The sequence below is a fragment of the Halomonas sp. I1 genome (assembly GCF_032334135.1).
GTDB lineage: Bacteria > Pseudomonadota > Gammaproteobacteria > Pseudomonadales > Halomonadaceae > Halomonas.
In genome coordinates, this window is sequence record NZ_JAVXUS010000001.1 from 106,104 (window position 1) to 124,019 (window position 17,916).

Genomic DNA, 17,916 nt, shown 5'->3' on the forward strand with positions numbered 1-17,916 from the left:
TTGCGTCCCGGTCATGCGGCCATCTCCGGCAGCAGCGTCTTGAGCTTGCCAGCCCTGGAGCAGAGCGGGTGTTGCGTCCCCAGCCCAGCAACTCGGTAGCTCAATCCTCCGCCATCTCCGGCATCAACGTCTTGAGCTTGCGGGTCAGGGTGTTGCGCCCCCAGCCCAGCAGCTCGGCGGCTTCACCCTTGCGTCCGCCGGTGTGCTTGAGTGCGGTCTCGATGAGGATCTTCTCGAAATCCGGGACGGCCTCTTCCAGCAGGTGGGTATGGCCGGCAGCCAGGGCGCGATCCGCCCAGTCGCGAAAGGCCAGGCGCCAGTCGCCGGAGGCACCGCCATCCTCGCCGTCGCGCAATTCGGGGGGCAGATCCTCCACCAGCACTTCGCGCCCGGAGGCCATCACCGTCAACCAGCGGCAGGTGTTCTCGAGCTGACGCACGTTGCCCGGCCAGGCCAGGCGGGTCAGGTGCTCCTCGGCCTCCTCGGTCAGTACCTTGACGTCGGTGGACAGCTCCTTGGCGGCTTCGGCGAGGAAGTGACGCGCCAGGCGGGGGATGTCCTCACGCCGATCGGCGAGTTTCGGCAGGTGGACACGAATCACGTTGAGGCGATGAAAGAGATCCTCGCGAAAGCGTCCGTCATTCACCAGTTCCTCGAGATGCTGGTGAGTGGCGGCGATGATGCGGACATCGACCTTGACCGAGGTATGGCCACCGACCCGATAGAACTCGCCATCGGCCAGCACCCGCAGCAGCCGGGTCTGGGTCTCGGCGGGCATGTCGCCGATCTCGTCGAGGAACAGGGTGCCGCCATCGGCCTGTTCGAAACGCCCCTGGCGCTGGGCCGTGGCACCGGTGAAGGCCCCCTTTTCATGGCCGAACAGCTCGGATTCGATCAGGTCGCGGGGAATCGCCGCCATGTTCAGGGCAATGAAGGGTCGGCCACCCCGAGGACTGTGCTGGTGCAGCGCCTGGGCCACGCGCTCCTTGCCGGTCCCCGACTCGCCGTTGATCAGCACCGTGATGTGCGACTGAGCGAGCCGGCCGATGGCACGAAACACCTCCTGCATGGCCGGCGCCTCGCCGATGATCTCGGTCTCGAGCCCCTCCGGGGGCGTGACCGGCCGCTGGCGCTCACGGGCATGGGCCACGGCACGACGCACCAGGGCCAGCGCCTCGTCGACGTCGAAGGGCTTGGGCAGGTATTCGAAGGCACCGCCCTGATAGGAGGCCACGGCGCTGTCGAGGTCCGAGTGTGCCGTCATCACGATGACCGGCAGGTCGGGATGCGCCTCCCGCACCCGGGCCATCAGATCCAGGCCGTCGATCCCCGGCATGCGGATATCGGTGACCAGCACATCGGGCGGCTCCTCGAGCAGCCGTGGCAGCACGCGATCGGCGCGCTCGACGCATTCGACCTCCAGATCGGGCTGGGCCAGGGCTCGCTCCAGCACCCAGCGGATGGCGCGGTCGTCGTCGACGATCATGACGCGAGCGGCTTCACTCATGGGGTCTCTCCAGCGGTATCAGCAGGCGGAATTCGGTGTGGCCGGGTGCGGAATCGCATTCGATCAGCCCCTGGTGCTGATGGAGGATCGACTGGGCGATGGATAGCCCCAGTCCACTGCCCTCGGCACGTCCCGAGACCATCGGGTAGAACAGGGTTTCGCGCAGTCGCTCGGGAATGCCAGGGCCGTTATCGATGATCGACACCTCACAGACCAGCCGATGCCGTTCGGCGCCCAGGGTGAACTGGCGTCGTGCGCGCGTTCGCAGCATCAGGCTGGGTGCCGGCACATCGGCCTCGGTCATGGCTTCAACGGCATTGCGCGCCACATTGAGCATGGCCTGGATCATCTGCGACTCGTCGCCGACCAGGTCCGGCAGGCTCGGGTCGTAATCACGAGTGATCGTCACGCTCGGATGCTCGACGGCCAGCAACGAGCGCACCCTTTCCAGCACCTTGTGGATATTCAGCGGCTCATGGCGCTCGACCTGATTGGGACCGAGCATCGCATCCACCATGTCGCGCAGCCGGTCGACCTCTTCGATGATGATCCGGGTGAATTCGGTGAGCTGAGGGCTGTCGAGGTCACGCTCCAGCAGCTGGGCGGCCCCACGGATGCCGCCGAGGGGATTCTTGACTTCGTGGGCCAGCCCCCGCGCCAGTACCTTGATGGTTTCCTGGCGCGTCTGCAGCGCTTCCTCCCGGGAAATGCGCAGCAGGCGATCTCGGGGCTCCACCTCCAGCAAGAGCTCGTCCCGGGTCAAGGGCGTGACGGTGTAATCCACGGTCAACACATCCCCGGTGACCAGCGTCAGGCGCGCCTCACGCTGGGTGAAGGGATGAAACTCGTCCCGCGCCTTGGCCAGCAGCTCGCCGATATCCTCCTCGCCGACGACCAGCTCCGGCAGGGAGTGGCCCATCACGCGCGAGCGACTGATCGCCAGCAACGCCTCGGCCGCCGGATTCATCCACTGCAGACGCAGCCGGCCATCCAACAGGAGGACGGCGGTGGTGAGGTGTTCCATCAGGCGTTGATACATGGACGATCCCGCGATGCACGTAGAAGTTTCCAACTGGAGAAGTCCGGTGCAAGAAGCGCGCCACTTCGCTACGACCGGCATACGGGCGCTGGCGAGCCACGGGCACCAGGACTGTGCACCATCCTAGTGCACTATTATGGTGCATGCACGATCCTGGACGGTCGGTACGCTCTTCACACCCAGGTCGGATCGAGGGAACTGGCTTATCGAGGATTTTTCGGCAGGTTCACACTGGCCCGGTGCACATGAAGTGTCACCGCGGACGTGCGCCGCAGCACCTGGCCACGACCGTCGAGCAGCTCTGCCCGCAGCCGGTGCTCGCCACGCGCCAGATTGGTGAGCTCGATGACCGGCTCGCGCGAGGCGGGTCGTGCGACCTTCCCATCGAGCAGCAGACGCAACCGGTGCCCTTCCCGCAATGCCGGCCGGAGTTCGAAGCGCACCTGTACATCACCGGCGGCCCCGGTGGGCAGGGTCGTTTCGTTTCCGGGCGAGGCAATCGCGAACGCCTCATACGCCGGGGAGGGGATGCCATCGACGTTGCGGCCCGGGGCGGCACGCGTCAATGCAGGCGATGGCGGCAGCGCCGGCACCACGCTGATCGGCTGGAGCTCGACCAGCTCGCCACCCCGCGAGGGATCATCGGTGAAGAACACATGGCCCCGTGCATCGATGGTGCGGTAGAGCATCTGACCGCCCATTGCGTGACTCATCATCACAAGGCACAGCAACAGAGAGATCATCGGTCTGTCCATGGCCCCTCCCCAGGTATCGGGCACCCCGTCCTCGACATGAAGACTAGGCGCTGCCCGGCCGGGTAGCGAGCCCCACGCCCCGCGATGCATCACGCGAACCGATTGCCGTGCCTCAGCTGGCACAAGAAGGCTGGCAAAAAAAGAGGCGCGCCCGACCGGGCGCGCCTCTTGCTGTCGCTGTAGCGCGGCGCCGAAGCGCCGACGATCAGCAGCTGTAGTACATGTCGAACTCGATCGGGTGAGTCGTCATGCGCAGACGCTCGATATCCTCGGACTTGAGTTCGATGTAGGCATCGATCGTCTCGTCGGTGAAGACACCACCCTCGGTGAGGAAGCTGCGATCCGCGTCCAGGGCTTCCAGCGCCTGATCGAGGCTTTCGGCCACGGTCGGGACGGACTTGCCCTCTTCCGGCGGCAGGTCATAGAGGTTCTTGTCCATGGCATCGCCCGGATGGGTCTTGTTCTTGATGCCATCGATACCGGCCATCAGCATCGCCGCGAAGCACAGGTAGGGGTTGGCGGTCGGGTCCGGGAAGCGGGCCTCGACACGCTTGCCCTTCGGGCTGGCGGTGTAGGGGATACGGATTGACGCAGAACGGTTGCGCGCGCTGTAGGCCAGCATCACCGGCGCTTCGAAGCCCGGCACCAGACGCTTGTAGGAGTTGGTGGACGCGTTGGTGAAGGCGTTCAGGGCACGAGCGTGCTTGATGATGCCGCCGATGTAGTACAGGGCCATTTCGGAAAGACCGGCGTACTCGTCACCGGCGAACTGGTTCTGGCCGTCCTTCCAGAAGGACTGGTGGACGTGCATGCCGGACCCGTTGTCACCGACCACCGGCTTGGGCATGAAGGTCGCAGTCTTGCCGAAGGCGTGGGCCACGTTGTGCACCACGTACTTCATTTCCTGCAGCTCGTCGGCCTTCTTCACCAGGGTGTTGAACTTGACGCCGATCTCATTCTGGCCGGCGTTGGACACCTCGTGGTGATGCACCTCGACGCTCTGGCCGATGGCTTCCAGGGTGTTGCACATCGCGCCACGGATGTCGTGGAAGCTATCCACCGGCGGTACCGGGAAGTAACCGCCCTTGACCCGCGGACGGTGGCCCATGTTGCCGCCCTCGACCTGACGGTCGGTGGCCCAGGCCCCCTCTTCGGAGCTGATCTTGTACATGGCGCCTTCGGCATCGGCCTTCCAGTGCACCTCGTCGAAGACGAAGAACTCGGGCTCCGGCCCGAAGAAGGCGGTATCGCCCAGACCGGACGACTGCAGATACGCCTCGGCACGCTTGGCGATGGAGCGCGGGTCACGCTCATAGCCCTGCATGGTGGCCGGCTCGATGATGTCGCAGCGCAGCACCAGGGTGGCGTCTTCGGTGAAGGGGTCGAGGAAGCCGGTGCCGTCCTCCGGACGCAGGATCATGTCCGACTCGTTGATCCCCTTCCAGCCATTGATGGAGGAGCCATCGAACATCTGGCCGTTCTCGAAGAACTCTTCGTCCACATCGCGAGCCGGGATGGTGACGTGCTGTTCCTTGCCTTTGGTGTCGGTGAAGCGCAGGTCGACCCACTTCACATCATGTTCTTCAATCAGGGCGAGTGTCTTGTCAGACATGAGGTCCTCCACTATGAGCTTGGCTCGTTGACTCTGAAGCGAATTCAAAGCGTCTTGACCGCTGGTCGAGTAGCGAACGTTGTAGCACGCCGTAAGCCGGCTGCCCACAACCGCCGTGGCGACCATGGCGTTTGCAATAGCGAAGCAGAAAACGTGCCAAAATGGCGAATCCTCGCCTTGCGACTTTATAGGCCCATGATATTGAAATAGAATTTTTCAAGGCTCGCGTTTATCGGCCCTCACTCACTCGCTGGTCGCCCCATATCGATACGACACAGGCGCCCCTCGATGAACCAAGATGGAGCGCAACGCAAACAAGAGCACCAAAATAGTGCAAAAAACATCCCGCCTCGCCATGAGCGCCCTCGACCGCACCGGCTGGAACCCTGCAGCCGACGACGAGCGCCATGTCGAGACGGGAGGTACGCGGTGCCCCCGGGAAGGTGCTCCGCGTTACGAACCAGCGCCCTCGGCGTCGCCCAACCACTCTTCGATGAGGGCCGGATGGTCGTCGACCCAGCGGCGCACACCCTCTTCCGGGCTGCCGACATCCTCGATGGTCAGCATCAGATCCGAGAGCTGCGCATGACTCATGTGCCAGCCATTGAGGATATCCGTCACCTCGGGGTGTTCATCGGCGAACCCGGCCTTGGACATCCACTTGATGTCGTCACCGCCGCCATAGGCTTCTGCGGGATCCTCGATGGCCTTGAGGTCATACTCGGCATAGGCCCAATGCGGCTGCCAGAGGGTGACCGCGATGGGCGCCTTCTTGCGATAGGCCTCCTCGAGCGAGGCCAGCATGGCAGGTGACGAGCTGTTCAACTGGCGAAACGGCAGGTCATAGCGCTCGATGGCAGTTTCCGTTTCTCCTGCGATGGCGGAGCCCGACTCGATGCCCATGATCGTCGGCTCCCCCTGATACGCGAATCGCGAGGCATTGGCCTTCAGGTCCGCCATGGTATCGATGTCGGAGAGATAGGCCGGCACCACCAGCTCGTCCTGGGCGCCGTTGTACCAGGCGTCATGGACGTCGATACGATCCTGGTAGGGCGCCAGGTACTGGGCATCGCCATTGGGCAGCCAGACTTCCAGCGATATGTCGATATCGCGCTGGGCCAGCGCGCTGAAGATGATGCTCTTGCCCGTCGTGGTCAGGGCAACGCGATATCCGCGCTCCTCCAGCAACTGTTGCCACAGGTGCGATACGGCGATGTTCTCCGACCAGTTGTTGGTACCGATGGTCAGTTTCTCGTCGGCCGATACCGTGGTGGCGAGCCCCAGGGTGCCGAGGGCAACGAAGAGTGTCGTGATCGATTTCATGGGTCTCCTTGGTTTGTCGGGAAATAAGGATCAAGCGCCCAGCAAGGCGTCGTCATAGCCGTAAGTCGACAGACGATCGATGCCCCGCTCGGTAATCAATACCTGCTCTTCGAGCTTGACCCCTTCACTGCCATCGCGGTGCCCGATATAGGCCTCCACGCACAGGGTCATGCCGGGCTCGATATGGCCGTCGTAGCCGACATCGTCCCAGTCCATGTCATGGGCGATGAGCGGCCACTCACCGGTCATCCCGCAGCCATGCACGATGTCCAGGTAACGGTTCTCGCGATACCCCTGGGGAATCGGCCAGGCGCGGCGCGAATACTCGCGAAAGCTCATGCCGGGCTCGAGCAGGGCGATGTTGCTTTCCAGCTGATCGGCCGCCATTCGATAGAGCCGCTGCTGTTCCTGGGTGGGTCCACCGCGACCGGGCACATGGAAGGTCCGCGAGAAATCGGTGTAATAGCCGAAGCAGCCGACGATGTCGGTGTCGAAGGCCACCAGCTCGCCCGGCGCAATGACCTTGTCGGAACATTCCTGAAACCACGGGTTGGTGCGTGCCCCCGAGGCCAGCAGCCGGGTTTCGGCGTATTCGCCCCCCGTGGCCAGCACGTGCTGGTTGAAAATGGACCACAGCTCATTCTCGGACATGCCCGGCCTCAAGGCGGCTTCCATGCGCGCCATGGCGGATTCGGTCAGCGTCACCGAGCGATGGATCAGGCTCAGCTCATCGAGACTCTTGATGGACTTGGCACCCTCCACGGCAACGGCGGCATCGACCAGCTCGAATCCCGCCTCGCCGAGGGCGGACACCGCAGCGGTGGGTGCCGACTCGATACCCAGCCGCTTGCCTCGGGTGACCGAGCGCGCGAACAGGGACTGCATGTCGTCGACGAAGGCGGCCGTGTGTTGCGGGCAGCGCGGCCCGCTATATTGCGGCATGACCGCCCGCGCCGGACGGACCTCGTCCAGCAACTGAAGCCCGTTGGCCAGGTGCAGGCAGGCACTGAACTCGAAGAGCACGACCGGGCCATCCAGGGCCACATAGAGGTAACGTGCAGGATTGCGCTGCGAGTAGACCTGCATGTTGCGCGAACCGCAGGCATATCGAATGTTGATCGGGTCGAACAGGATGACCGCATCCATCTCATGGTGGCGCATCTGCTGACGCAGGCGGCCGAGACGATAGCGCTCGACCCGCGACAACAGCTCGGCATCGATGGGTTGGCGGCGAAAGTCACCGTCAGCGTATGACCGACCGTCTCGAGGAGTGTCGGCGAGGGCCACGATCTGGCTCATGGGAAAAACTCTCGTTGGTTCGCGGGCAAATTGCGAGGGGGCCGATCTGGTCCTTCCTAACCCATGAGATTGTCGTGACGCCCCTGATTGTGCGCATCGATATGAGCCTGGGTCACGCGACCATAGATCTTTTCGGTGTGCTCCAGACTGCCCATCATGTTCGGCGTCTTGGCATAGCCCAGCAGGGCGCACAAACGCTGCCCCTGGGCGGCGGCCACGCGGTGCATCGAATAGCGACCCTTGAAGAGCTGCAGGTCGCCGGTATCGAGCGTCAGCGACTCGACTTCGGTGTGGTCGCCCTCGAGGATGCGCTGCACACCGGCAAAGTTCTCCTCGCCGGGTCGACGGATGCTGGGCGCATACTGAAACTCCCCACCGCTCTGGGGGCGCCGCGTCATCAGGCTGACGATGAATTCATTGGTATCGAAGTGCCAGGGCAGCTCGGTATCGTCGGGCATGACGTTGATCACCAGCCCGGCGATGGGATCGGCGAATTCGTGGATCACCGGCTCCTCGAGGCAATCGGCGATGAATCGCTGAAACGCCGGGTCGCGATAGAGCGACTTGACGATGGCGTCCTCGGGAATGAGGTCCTTGGCCACGAAGCCATTGGTGTAGTGCTGAAAGCAGCGCACCGGATGATCCTCGGGCAGGCTGGGGTCGTCCTGGGTGACATAGGGATTGACGTTGTTGTCGGAATAGTAGGCCAGAGGCGCCAGGGCTTCGCTTTCCCGGCGCAGCGCCTCGACGACATCGTCGCGAATGAAGCGGGTCAGCAACGCGCAGCCATCCTGGCGCAGCTGGGCACGCACTTGCTCCACGGCATGGCGATAGGCGTCGCTCTCCTGCCGATTGATAGGGTACTGTTCCAGGTCGACCAGCCGCGCCAGAGAGGCATCGGCGGGTGCCCGGGTCGTCGGTGAGCGTTCTTCGCGCAGGGCGGATGATGACATTGACGCGTCTCCTCTTGGGTGGGGGGAGGTGAATACTGCGCCACAGGCTAGGCAGCCCCTCTCGCCAACTCCAATCAGAATTCCGTCGCCGATGTCATGACTTTTTTATCAATCGATTCAGTCAGTTGAAAAGGCTTCTCAAGACACCTGCCGATATAGCGTACGCATCAGCGACGCCAGCGGAACGGCCACCTCCGCGACGCGCGGCTCATCGGCAAAGGCCAGGTACCAGGGCACACGAGACAACTCACCGGCCAACGGCCGTGTGACCACGCGCCCCTCGTTCACGGCATCCCGCACCGCCCAGCGAGACAGGATGCTCACCCCCTTGCCGGCCGCCACCAGGTCAAGAATCAGGCTCACGGATTCCACCTGCACCATGTGCGAGGGATAGACACCGGCGGGCTGGAAGAAATGTTCGAACTCATGCCCCGCCTCCGGCGCCACGCTGTAGGTGAAGTGCCGGTTCTGGTCGAACACCTCGGGCGGCACCGACTCGCTGTCGGCATAGGGGTGAGATGGCGGCAACACCGCCATCAGCGGTTCCTCGAACAACTCGCGGTAATCGAGCCCCCGCTGAACGGGCACCTCGATCATCGGAATCATGTCGACTCGCCTGGCCAGCAAGGCACCCGTCATCTCGGGCATCGGCAGGCTCACCAGGTCGATGTCACCGTACTCAGGCTCGTAGAGATGGGGCACCACACGGGAAAACGTATCGTAGGGACCGATGCCCAGGCGTATGGGCGGCTCGCCATGACGCGCCAGCTGCCAGGCCTCGATTTCCGCACCGCGAAGCTTCGGCAAGATATCCCTGGCGGTGGCCACCAGACGCTCGCCGGATGCCGTCAATACCAGGCGTCGCCCTTCCCGCAGGAACAGCGACACCCCCAGCCGACGCTCCATCTCGCGGATGCGATGCGTCGCCGCCGGCTGTGTCACACCGATCGCCGCGGCCGCCTCATGAACCGTACCGTGCGTCGCGATGGCATCGATCAGCACATAGAACTTGATATCCAGCATGGCGTTGCTCGCCTGGCCGACAGGAACCAGCCATCTTACCCAAGACGTGGATCGCCGACGACCGGCGCGGTCAGGCCTTTTCTTCACCGTATCGAAGCGGATTCCACGACGTGCGGGAACGGATTTCCAACCACAAGGCTGGTAGCGTCACGGCCCTGACCCTATAATGCGGCCCCACTTTTCCCAGCAGGATCCCGTCGTGATCGAGAATCTTCGCAACATCGCCATCATCGCTCACGTCGACCACGGCAAGACCACCCTGGTCGACAAGCTCCTCCAGCAGTCCGGCACCCTGGACCGCAAGGCTGAGGGCCAGGAACGCATCATGGACTCCAACGACCAGGAGAAGGAGCGCGGCATCACCATCCTGGCCAAGAACACGGCGATTCGTTGGCATAGTCCGGAAGACCGCGACTACCACATCAACATCGTCGATACGCCGGGACACGCCGATTTCGGCGGCGAAGTCGAACGCGTGATGTCGATGGTCGACTCGGTGTTGCTGATGGTCGACGCCGTCGATGGCCCCATGCCGCAGACTCGCTTCGTCACCCAGAAGGCCTTCGATCAGGGCCTCAAGCCGATCGTGGTGGTCAACAAGATCGACCGTCCGGGTGCACGCCCTGACTGGGTCATCGACCAGATCTTCGACCTGTTCGACAACCTCGGTGCCAGCGACGAACAGCTCGACTTCCCGATCATCTACTGCTCGGCCCTCAACGGCGTGGCCGGTGAAGAGCCGGACCAGCTCACCGACGACATGACGCCGATGTTCCGCGCCATCGTCGACATCGTCGAGCCGCCCAAGGTCGAGCTCAACGGCTCGCTGCAGATGCAGGTCTCGGCGCTGGACTACAACAGCTACGTCGGCGTCATCGGCCTGGGTCGCATCACGCGTGGCGCCCTGCGCCCCGGCCAGCAGGTCACCGTGGTCACCAAGGAAGGCAAGGAACGGCGTGGCAAGGTCGGCCAGGTGATGACTCACCTCGGCCTTGAACGCGTGCAGACCGACGAAGCTACCGCCGGCGACATCGTCTGCATCACCGGCATCGAGAACCTGGCGATCTCCGACACCATCTGTGATCCGAGCAACGTCGAAGCTCTGCCGGCCCTGACCGTCGATGAGCCGACCGTCTCCATGACCTTCCAGGTCAACGACTCGCCCTTCGCCGGCAAGGATGGCAAGTTCGTCACCAGCCGCAACATCAAGGACCGCCTCGACCAGGAACTGATCCACAACGTGGCATTGCGCGTCGAGCAAGGCGACAGCCCCGAGAAGTTCAAGGTCTCCGGTCGTGGCGAGCTGCACCTCTCCGTGCTGATCGAGAGCATGCGCCGCGAAGGCTTCGAGCTGGCCGTGGGCCGCCCCGAGGTGATCATCCGCGAGATCGACGGTGTGTCTCAGGAGCCCTACGAAGAAGTCATCATCGACTGCGAGGAGGAGCACCAGGGCGCCATCATGGAAGAGCTCGGCTACCGCAAGGGCGAGCTCAAGAACATGAACCCCGACGGCAAGGGCCGGGTGCGCCTGGACTTCATCATCCCCGCGCGCGGGCTGATCGGCTTCCGCGGCCAGTTCCTGACCCTGACATCCGGCACCGGCATCCTGACCAGCCGCTTCGATCAGTATGGCCCGCTCAAGCCCGACGCCTCCGTCGAGCGGCGCAACGGCGTACTGGTCTCCATGGTCAGCGGCAAGGCCCTGGCCTACGCGCTCTTTGCCCTGCAGGACCGCGGCAAGCTGATCGTCGAGCACGGCACCGAAGTCTACGAAGGCATGCTGATCGGCATCAACAACCGTGCCGAAGACATGGTCGTGAACCCGACCAAGGCCAAGAAGCTCGACAACATGCGCTCCTCCGGCAGTGACGAGGCCCTGGTTCTGACACCGCCGGTACGCTTCTCACTGGAGCAAGCCGTCGAATTCCTCGACGACGACGAACTGGTGGAGGTCACCCCCAACCACATTCGTCTGCGCAAGAAACTGCTCACCGAGAACGAGCGCAAGCGCGCCAAGAAGAAGTAATTGCCCCCACAGGTGGCAAAATGAGAGGGAGGGGGCCGCGCGCCCCCTCCCTCTCGTTCAGGCAGGACAAATATTCTGATTGACGCGGAACACGTTGTCCGGATCGTAGTGCCCCTTGATCCGCGCCAGTCGTTCGTAATTTGATCCGTAGGTCGCCTGAATACGTTCGCTGCCTTCTTCCATCATGAAGTTGACGTAGCCGCCCCCGGCATTGAACGGGTGGAGTGCCTCCCAGTAATCGCGCGCCCACTGGGTGACGGCGTCGGCATTGGCCGGATTCCGGTCGATCCCCGCGATGACCATCGACCAGGTGGCATCCCGGCAACGCCAGGCCATGGCGTCACTCTGGGTGTCATGTACAGCCCCGTCTATCGGGTACAAGTGCATGAGCGACAGACTGCCCGAAGGAATCCGGGAAGCGTGCTCGATGTGCGCGTCGATAGCGTCGTCGTGAAGCTCGTGAACGAAATCGCCTTTCCAGTACCACTGCAGCCCCTTGGGCAGAATGGCATCGAAAGCCGACTGCCAGGCAGGAAACGGCATGGACATCATGCCGTCCAGTAACGGCTCGGGAAGCGCCTCTCTCACCGACTTCATGACGGTCCGCCCTTCCTCCTCGGCGCCATTGTAGCAACACATCAAGGCGCAGACGGGGCGATCCCACAATGCCTCAGGGAAGGGGGCCACAGAGGGTACACGCTTCAGCCCCAGGAACATGCCCAGCGCTCGGGGGGCCTTGGGAAGGAAGTCGCGATACCAGGCCATGATGTCCCGGGCATGGGCCATGTCCCAGAAAATAGGGCCGGCATACACCGTATGCACCGGGTGAGCCTGGAGCAGGAAACTGGTGACGATACCGAAATTGCCGCCACCGCCTCGCAGCGCCCAGAACAGGTCATCATGCCGATTGATGCTAGCGATCACGATCCGCCCATCGGCGAGGACGACTTCGGCTTCGATCAGGTTATCGACCGTCAGTCCATGCAACCGGCTCAGATAGCCATGGCCACCCCCGAGGGTCAGCCCGGCGATGCCGGTGGTACTGACTATCCCGGCCGGGACCGCCAATCCATAGGCGTGGGTCGCGTGATCCAGGTCACCCTGGGTACAGCCGGGCTGAACCCTGACCGTATCGCTGTCTGGATCGACATAAATGCCTTTCATCGTGGACAGGTCAATCAGCAGACCGTCATCGCAGCTTCCCAGCCCCGGACCGTTGTGACCGCAGCCCCGGACCGCGATCAATAGCCCCTGTTCCCGCCCGAACTGGACGGCGGTAACGACATCTGCCGTATCGGTGCATCGCACGATAAGCCGAGGGCGTTTATCGATCATCCCATTGTAAAGGGCTCGGATCTCATCGTAGGTCGTGTCACCCGGCTTGATGATATCGCCCCGGAACTGCGCCTCAAGCGTCTCGATTGCTGCAGTATCCATTTCCGATCACCTCCTTGGCCGTATTGGTGTGTGGAGGACCAGGCCCGACAGCGACGGGCCTGAATGTCACGGTAGAAGGGCCAAGAAAGCGCGTCATGAGGCAGGTGTCCCGACGCGTACCAGAAAATCGCAACAATCCTGGGGCAGATGTCCCGACGGGGTATCAGGAGTGGCCAAACCCCGCTTCACGGGCCTTGACGATCAATTCCGACCGGCTGGAGGCCGCCAGCTTGCCGCCAATATTGCTGACGTGGTTCCTGACGGTCTTGGGGGCGATGGAAAATTCTCTGGCCATCTCCGAATTCGTCAATCCACGGGCAATGGCGTCCAGCATCGTCCGTTCGCGATGGGTGAGCGCGTCAAAACCAGGGGGCAACCACGATGTCTCGGCCGACATGCCGGCCAGAAATTGTCGCAACTCGGCCACCAGGACAGGCCAGCCGCTGTCCGACAGTTGGAGGATGTGGTTTTCGCCGTCCAACGGCAGGAATCTAGCGCCATGGATCTGGGCCGCCAGACTACGTCCGGCCTCGAAGGGCACCATTCGGTCGCCTTTGACATGCGCCACCAGCGTGGGAGCTTCAATCCTCTGCAACTGGCTCCGGATATCCAGCTCATGGAAACCACGCCACAGCCGGACAGCATCATCCGGCTCAGCCGTCAGGCGCTGCAACTGTTCCCACCAGGTAACCTGCTCCCCGGCCTCCCTTGGCGACATCAGGCGGGCAAACACTTCACGAAATGCGCCGCTACGACGTCCCCAGCCAACATCAATCAAGCGCTCCAGTGCTCGCGCTTCGTCGGCTTTGTCTTTCGAGACACCCGCCGTGTAAGCGCCATTCGAATAGGCATTGTAAAGAATGAGGTGACTGACCCGTTCGGGGTACCGTGCCGCATAGGCAGCGGCCACCGCACCACCCTGGCAGATGCCGAACAACGGGAAGCGCCGCCAGCCCAGGGCATTGGCCACCGCTTCCAGGTCCTGGACCCAGGCCTCCACTCCCTGACCCGGTACCTGATGATCGGAAAGGCCGGAGCCACGGATATCGAAGCGCCCCAGTGTATGGTCACGCGTCAGCTCCCGAAGCCAATGCCGCCAGACCGGGCTGTCCCAGTCGCGCTCCAGGTGCGTCATCCAGCCGCCCACGCGCAACAGTGGCGGGCCTCGTCCCGCCGTCGCGTAAGCGATGCAGACGCCATCCGGCGTCGTGCAAAAATTGATCATCTGCCTCATATAACGAGGCTAGCGTATTCGCTCACCGCGTGCGAAACGCCATGTTTCCTCTCCCCCGACGAAGTCGGCCACGACATCCTTTTGCCCGCCCCCCAACAGCGGCTAGTCTAGAAGGACATCCCCGCAGTGCGAGATACCACCATGCACAAGCACATCGACTGGGACGATCCCGGCGTCCAAGGCGTTCTGCGCTTCTATGCCGACCATCCCGATGACATGCCGGAGCCTCATGTGGGCAGCATCATCACCGGCCTGTATCGTGGCTCCTCGGTGCGCGTGCGGGTCGAAGCACGCATCGAGGATACCAGTATCGGCGACGTGGTCGCCCTGATCGCGCCGGACAACGGCCGTCGGCAGAAGAGCGTCGGTGAGCTCGAGCTGGGCGACACCGTGCGCCTCGCCGATACCCACCGCGCCATGGAGCCGAACCATCCTCACGAGGACGACGACGAAGAACAGGACTGAATTCCGCGTGCGGTTACCATCCTCCGCCACCAACGACGCCTAAACGCTTGTCGACTAGCCAAGCACCGCCCCTGTGTCGCAAAGTTGACGGCGATTCGGCTGGCCCCCCGGCGCGGACATCTTCCAGCCTTGGGCAATCGCGGAACCTCCATGAGCACGAACAACATCTGGACACACAAGGGTACCTTCCTGCTGGCCGCCGTCGGTTCGGCGGTAGGGCTCGGCAATCTCTGGCGTTTCCCCTATCTGGCGGGCGAGAACGGCGGTGGCGCCTTCCTGCTGATCTACATCGTGACGCTCTTTGCGGTCGGCGTGCCCATCCTGATCGCCGAGATCCTGCTCGGCCGCAGCAGTCGTCGCAGCCCGATCATGGGCATGCGCTTTCTGAGCCGCACGCATGACACCTCGCGGGCCTGGGAGTCGATCGGCTGGGTGGGCGCCGCCTCGGCTTTCATCATTCTCAGCTTCTATTCGGTCATCGCCGGCTGGTCCCTGCACTACACCTGGCGCATGCTCACCGGCTCGCTGGCCGGCGCCGATGCCGCCACTATCGCCAGCGGCTTCGACGCCCTGCTGGCCTCCCCGGCCCTGCTGACGCTCTACCACACCCTGTTCATCGCCGCCTCGGGCCTGATTGTCGGGCTCGGTATCCACCGAGGCATCGAGAACGGCCTGCGCGTACTGATGCCGGCACTGCTTGCCATCCTGCTGGTCATCCTGGCCTACAGCGTCATGAACGGCGACATCGGCACGGCATCAGACTTCCTGTTCACCTTCCAGCTGGGCGACCTCAGCCTCGAGGGCTGGCTGGCCGCCATGGGCCAGTCCTTCTTCACCCTGAGCCTCGGCATGGGTGCGATCATGGCCTACGGCGCCTATATGCCCGGAGACGCCTCGCTGAGCCGCACCGCCCTGGCCATCGTGGTGATCGACACCGCCGTGGCACTGATTGCAGGGCTGGCAATTTTTGCACTGGTTTTCGGCGCCGGGCTCGCCCCGGATGAGGGGCCCGGGCTGATGTTCGTCACCCTGCCGCTGGCCTTCGCCGAGATGCCCGGCGGCTCGCTGGTGGGCGCCGTCTTTTTCATTCTGGTGCTCGGCGCATCCATCAGCTCGGCCATCTCGATGATCGAACCGGTCGCCGCTTTCCTGGTGGAACGCTTCGACCTCAATCGCGCCCAGGCGGTGGCCGTGATGGCCATCGCCAGTTGGGCTCTGGGGCTGCTCACCGTGTTCAGCTTCAATGTCTGGGCCGACAGCAGCCCCTTCCACGATGTGCTGGGCATCAGCGCCTTCAGCCTGCTGGAACTATTGACCCATATCCTCATGCCCCTGGGCGGGTTGATGATTGCCCTTTTCGCCGGCTGGGCGCTGACCCACGGCGAAGTCATGAAGGAGCTGCGCACCAGCGAAGGCTGGCTCCACACTTGGCGCTTTCTGGTACGCTTCGTTTCCCCGGCGGCGGTGGCCTTCGTGTTCCTGCGAGCCATCCCTCAGGTGGAAGGCTACCTGTTGCCTCTGATCGGCGCCGTGGTGATCGTGGGAGCCTTCGCCGCCAGCCGCACCTTCCTGACGGAGAACCACCAGCCCCCCTGAAGATGCCAATGTGACGAGTGGCGGTCAGTCCCCCTCGGCGACAACAACGAACAAACAGAGACGTAATCACCATGTCTGCCATCATCGACGTACAACACGTCAACAAGGCCTTCGGCGGCCTGCAGGTCATCGACGACTGCTCAATCCAGGTCGAGCAGGGCTCGGTCACCGGCCTGATCGGCCCCAACGGCGCGGGCAAGTCGACCCTGTTCAATATCATTGCCGGCGCCCTGCCGCTGGACAGCGGCCAGGTATGGCTCGACGGCGAGAACATCACCAACCGTTCCGCCAACGACCTCTTCCACAAGGGCCTGCTGCGCACCTTTCAGATCGCCCACGAGTTCGCCAACCTGACGGCGCTGGAAAACCTGATGATGGTGCCGCCCCGCCAGGCCGGCGAGCACCTGTTCAGCACCTGGCTCAGGCCCGGTGCCGTGGGTCGCGAAGAGGCCGAGGTCTGCCGACGGGCCCAGGAAGTCATCGACTTCATCGGCCTGCATCATGTCCGCAACGAGCTGGCCGGCAACCTCTCCGGCGGCCAGAAGAAGCTTCTCGAGCTGGGCCGCACCATGATGACCGACGCCAAGGTGGTACTGCTCGACGAGATCGCCGCCGGGGTCAACCGCACCCTGCTCGGTGACCTCATGCGCAATATCGAACGACTCAACCGCGAGGTCGGCTACACCTTCCTGGTCATCGAACACGACATGGACATGATCGCACGCCTCTGCGACCCGGTGATCGTGCTCGCCCAGGGCAGCGTGATGGTCGAGGGCAGTATCGAGGACATACGCAACGACCAGCGAGTCATCGAAGCCTACTTCGGTGCCAACGTGGCCTGAGCCCTCCAGGCGATTCGGATCACTCGGATAACAACAGCAGCGGGCGACGCCGAGGCGAGCCCGACACAACGCAGAGACCTTTCTATGCCTCTACTCGACGCACGCAATGTGCACGGCGGCTATGGCGGCATGAACATCCTCAACGGGGTGGACATGGCGATCGAGTCCAACGAGATCGGCGTCATCGTCGGTCCCAATGGCGCCGGCAAGTCGACCATGCTCAAAGCCATCTTCGGCCTGCTCGACGTCAGCCAGGGCGAGATCCTGTTGAACGGCGACCCCATCCAGAACCAGGCCCCCAACAAGCTGGTGCGGCGCGGCATGGGCTTCGTGCCCCAGGAGCACAACATCTTCCCGAGCCTCACGGTGAAGGAAAACCTGCAGATGGGCGCCTACCTCAAGCCTGACAACGTCAAGCGCATGCTCGCGCGCATCTACGAGTTCTTTCCGCCCCTGCACGACAAGCGCCACCAGCCGGCCGGCGAGCTCTCCGGCGGGCAACGCCAGATGGTCGCCATGGGACGCGCCCTGATGGCCGAGCCCGACCTGCTGCTGCTCGACGAGCCGACCGCCGGGCTATCACCGCGCTACATGAACGAGATCTTCGCCCGGGTAAAGGAAATCAACGCCGCCGGCGTCGGCATCCTGATGGTCGAGCAGAACGCCAAGCAGGCGCTCGGCATCGCCGACAAGGGCTTCGTGCTGGCCGCCGGCCAGAACCGTTTCACCGACACCGGCGCGGCCCTGCTGGCCGACCCGGACGTCGCCAAGAGCTTTCTGGGCGGCTGAGCCTCGCTCGACGTCG

General features: G+C 63.4%; 15 protein-coding genes. 5 read left to right on the forward strand and 10 right to left on the reverse strand.

What is annotated here, in order from left to right; genetic code table 11:
* Positions 1 to 100: 100 nt before the first annotated feature.
* From ntrC to RSO41_RS00500, 8 genes are all read right to left on the reverse strand, one after another.
* Positions 101 to 1,507, reverse strand: coding sequence for a nitrogen regulation protein NR(I) (gene ntrC, locus RSO41_RS00465; RefSeq protein ID WP_315616695.1), 1,407 nt, complete (start codon positions 1,505 to 1,507; stop codon positions 101 to 103).
* On the reverse strand, positions 1,500 to 2,546 hold the full coding sequence (glnL, locus tag RSO41_RS00470) for a nitrogen regulation protein NR(II) (RefSeq protein ID WP_315616697.1): 1,047 nt from the start codon (positions 2,544 to 2,546) through the stop codon (positions 1,500 to 1,502). Before glnL ends, ntrC begins: the two co-directional genes overlap by 8 nt.
* A gap of 203 nt (positions 2,547 to 2,749) precedes the next feature.
* Entirely contained in the window at positions 2,750 to 3,301 is a 552-nt protein-coding gene (locus tag RSO41_RS00475) for a DUF4124 domain-containing protein (RefSeq protein ID WP_315616699.1), read from the reverse strand.
* A 205-nt stretch (positions 3,302 to 3,506) separates the two neighbouring features.
* Positions 3,507 to 4,913, reverse strand: coding sequence for a glutamate--ammonia ligase (glnA, locus tag RSO41_RS00480; protein ID WP_315616701.1), 1,407 nt, complete (start codon positions 4,911 to 4,913; stop codon positions 3,507 to 3,509).
* 453 nt (positions 4,914 to 5,366) lie between these two features.
* A complete protein-coding gene (locus RSO41_RS00485) occupies positions 5,367 to 6,236 on the reverse strand; it encodes a glycine betaine ABC transporter substrate-binding protein (RefSeq protein WP_315616703.1) in 870 nt (289 codons plus the stop codon).
* 30 nt (positions 6,237 to 6,266) lie between these two features.
* Entirely contained in the window at positions 6,267 to 7,535 is a 1,269-nt protein-coding gene (locus RSO41_RS00490; RefSeq protein WP_315616705.1) for a Xaa-Pro peptidase family protein, read from the reverse strand.
* Positions 7,536 to 7,591: 56 nt separating this feature from the next.
* On the reverse strand, positions 7,592 to 8,488 hold the full coding sequence (locus RSO41_RS00495; protein ID WP_315616707.1) for a hypothetical protein: 897 nt from the start codon (positions 8,486 to 8,488) through the stop codon (positions 7,592 to 7,594).
* Positions 8,489 to 8,626: 138 nt separating this feature from the next.
* The gene (locus RSO41_RS00500) at positions 8,627 to 9,511 is read right to left on the reverse strand and encodes a LysR family transcriptional regulator (protein WP_315616709.1); all 885 of its coding nucleotides are present in this window, start codon (positions 9,509 to 9,511) and stop codon (positions 8,627 to 8,629) included.
* Positions 9,512 to 9,677: 166 nt separating this feature from the next.
* On the opposite strand from RSO41_RS00500, the gene typA reads away from it, so the two are divergent.
* Positions 9,678 to 11,537 carry a translational GTPase TypA gene (gene typA / locus RSO41_RS00505; protein ID WP_315616711.1) on the forward strand — a complete coding sequence of 620 codons (1,860 nt, stop codon included), beginning with the start codon at positions 9,678 to 9,680 and terminating at the stop codon, positions 11,535 to 11,537.
* A gap of 57 nt (positions 11,538 to 11,594) precedes the next feature.
* Here typA and RSO41_RS00510 read toward each other — a convergent pair whose 3' ends face one another.
* Complete coding sequence (locus RSO41_RS00510; protein ID WP_315616713.1) at positions 11,595 to 12,974, reverse strand: FAD-binding oxidoreductase; 1,380 nt, start codon at positions 12,972 to 12,974, stop codon at positions 11,595 to 11,597.
* Between the two features lie 163 nt (positions 12,975 to 13,137).
* Positions 13,138 to 14,199 carry an alpha/beta fold hydrolase gene (locus RSO41_RS00515; protein WP_315616715.1) on the reverse strand — a complete coding sequence of 354 codons (1,062 nt, stop codon included), beginning with the start codon at positions 14,197 to 14,199 and terminating at the stop codon, positions 13,138 to 13,140.
* A gap of 150 nt (positions 14,200 to 14,349) precedes the next feature.
* Between RSO41_RS00515 and RSO41_RS00520 the strand changes: the two genes are divergently transcribed.
* From RSO41_RS00520 to RSO41_RS00535, 4 genes are all read left to right on the forward strand, one after another.
* The gene (locus RSO41_RS00520; RefSeq protein ID WP_315616717.1) at positions 14,350 to 14,673 is read left to right on the forward strand and encodes a hypothetical protein; all 324 of its coding nucleotides are present in this window, start codon (positions 14,350 to 14,352) and stop codon (positions 14,671 to 14,673) included.
* Positions 14,674 to 14,823: 150 nt separating this feature from the next.
* Positions 14,824 to 16,269, forward strand: coding sequence for a sodium-dependent transporter (locus RSO41_RS00525; protein ID WP_315616719.1), 1,446 nt, complete (start codon positions 14,824 to 14,826; stop codon positions 16,267 to 16,269).
* Between the two features lie 71 nt (positions 16,270 to 16,340).
* Positions 16,341 to 17,111, forward strand: a complete 771-nt coding sequence (locus RSO41_RS00530; protein ID WP_315616721.1) for an ABC transporter ATP-binding protein — start codon at positions 16,341 to 16,343, stop codon at positions 17,109 to 17,111.
* Between the two features lie 84 nt (positions 17,112 to 17,195).
* The gene (locus tag RSO41_RS00535; protein ID WP_315616723.1) at positions 17,196 to 17,900 is read left to right on the forward strand and encodes an ABC transporter ATP-binding protein; all 705 of its coding nucleotides are present in this window, start codon (positions 17,196 to 17,198) and stop codon (positions 17,898 to 17,900) included.
* The last annotated feature ends 16 nt before the right edge of the window (positions 17,901 to 17,916 follow it).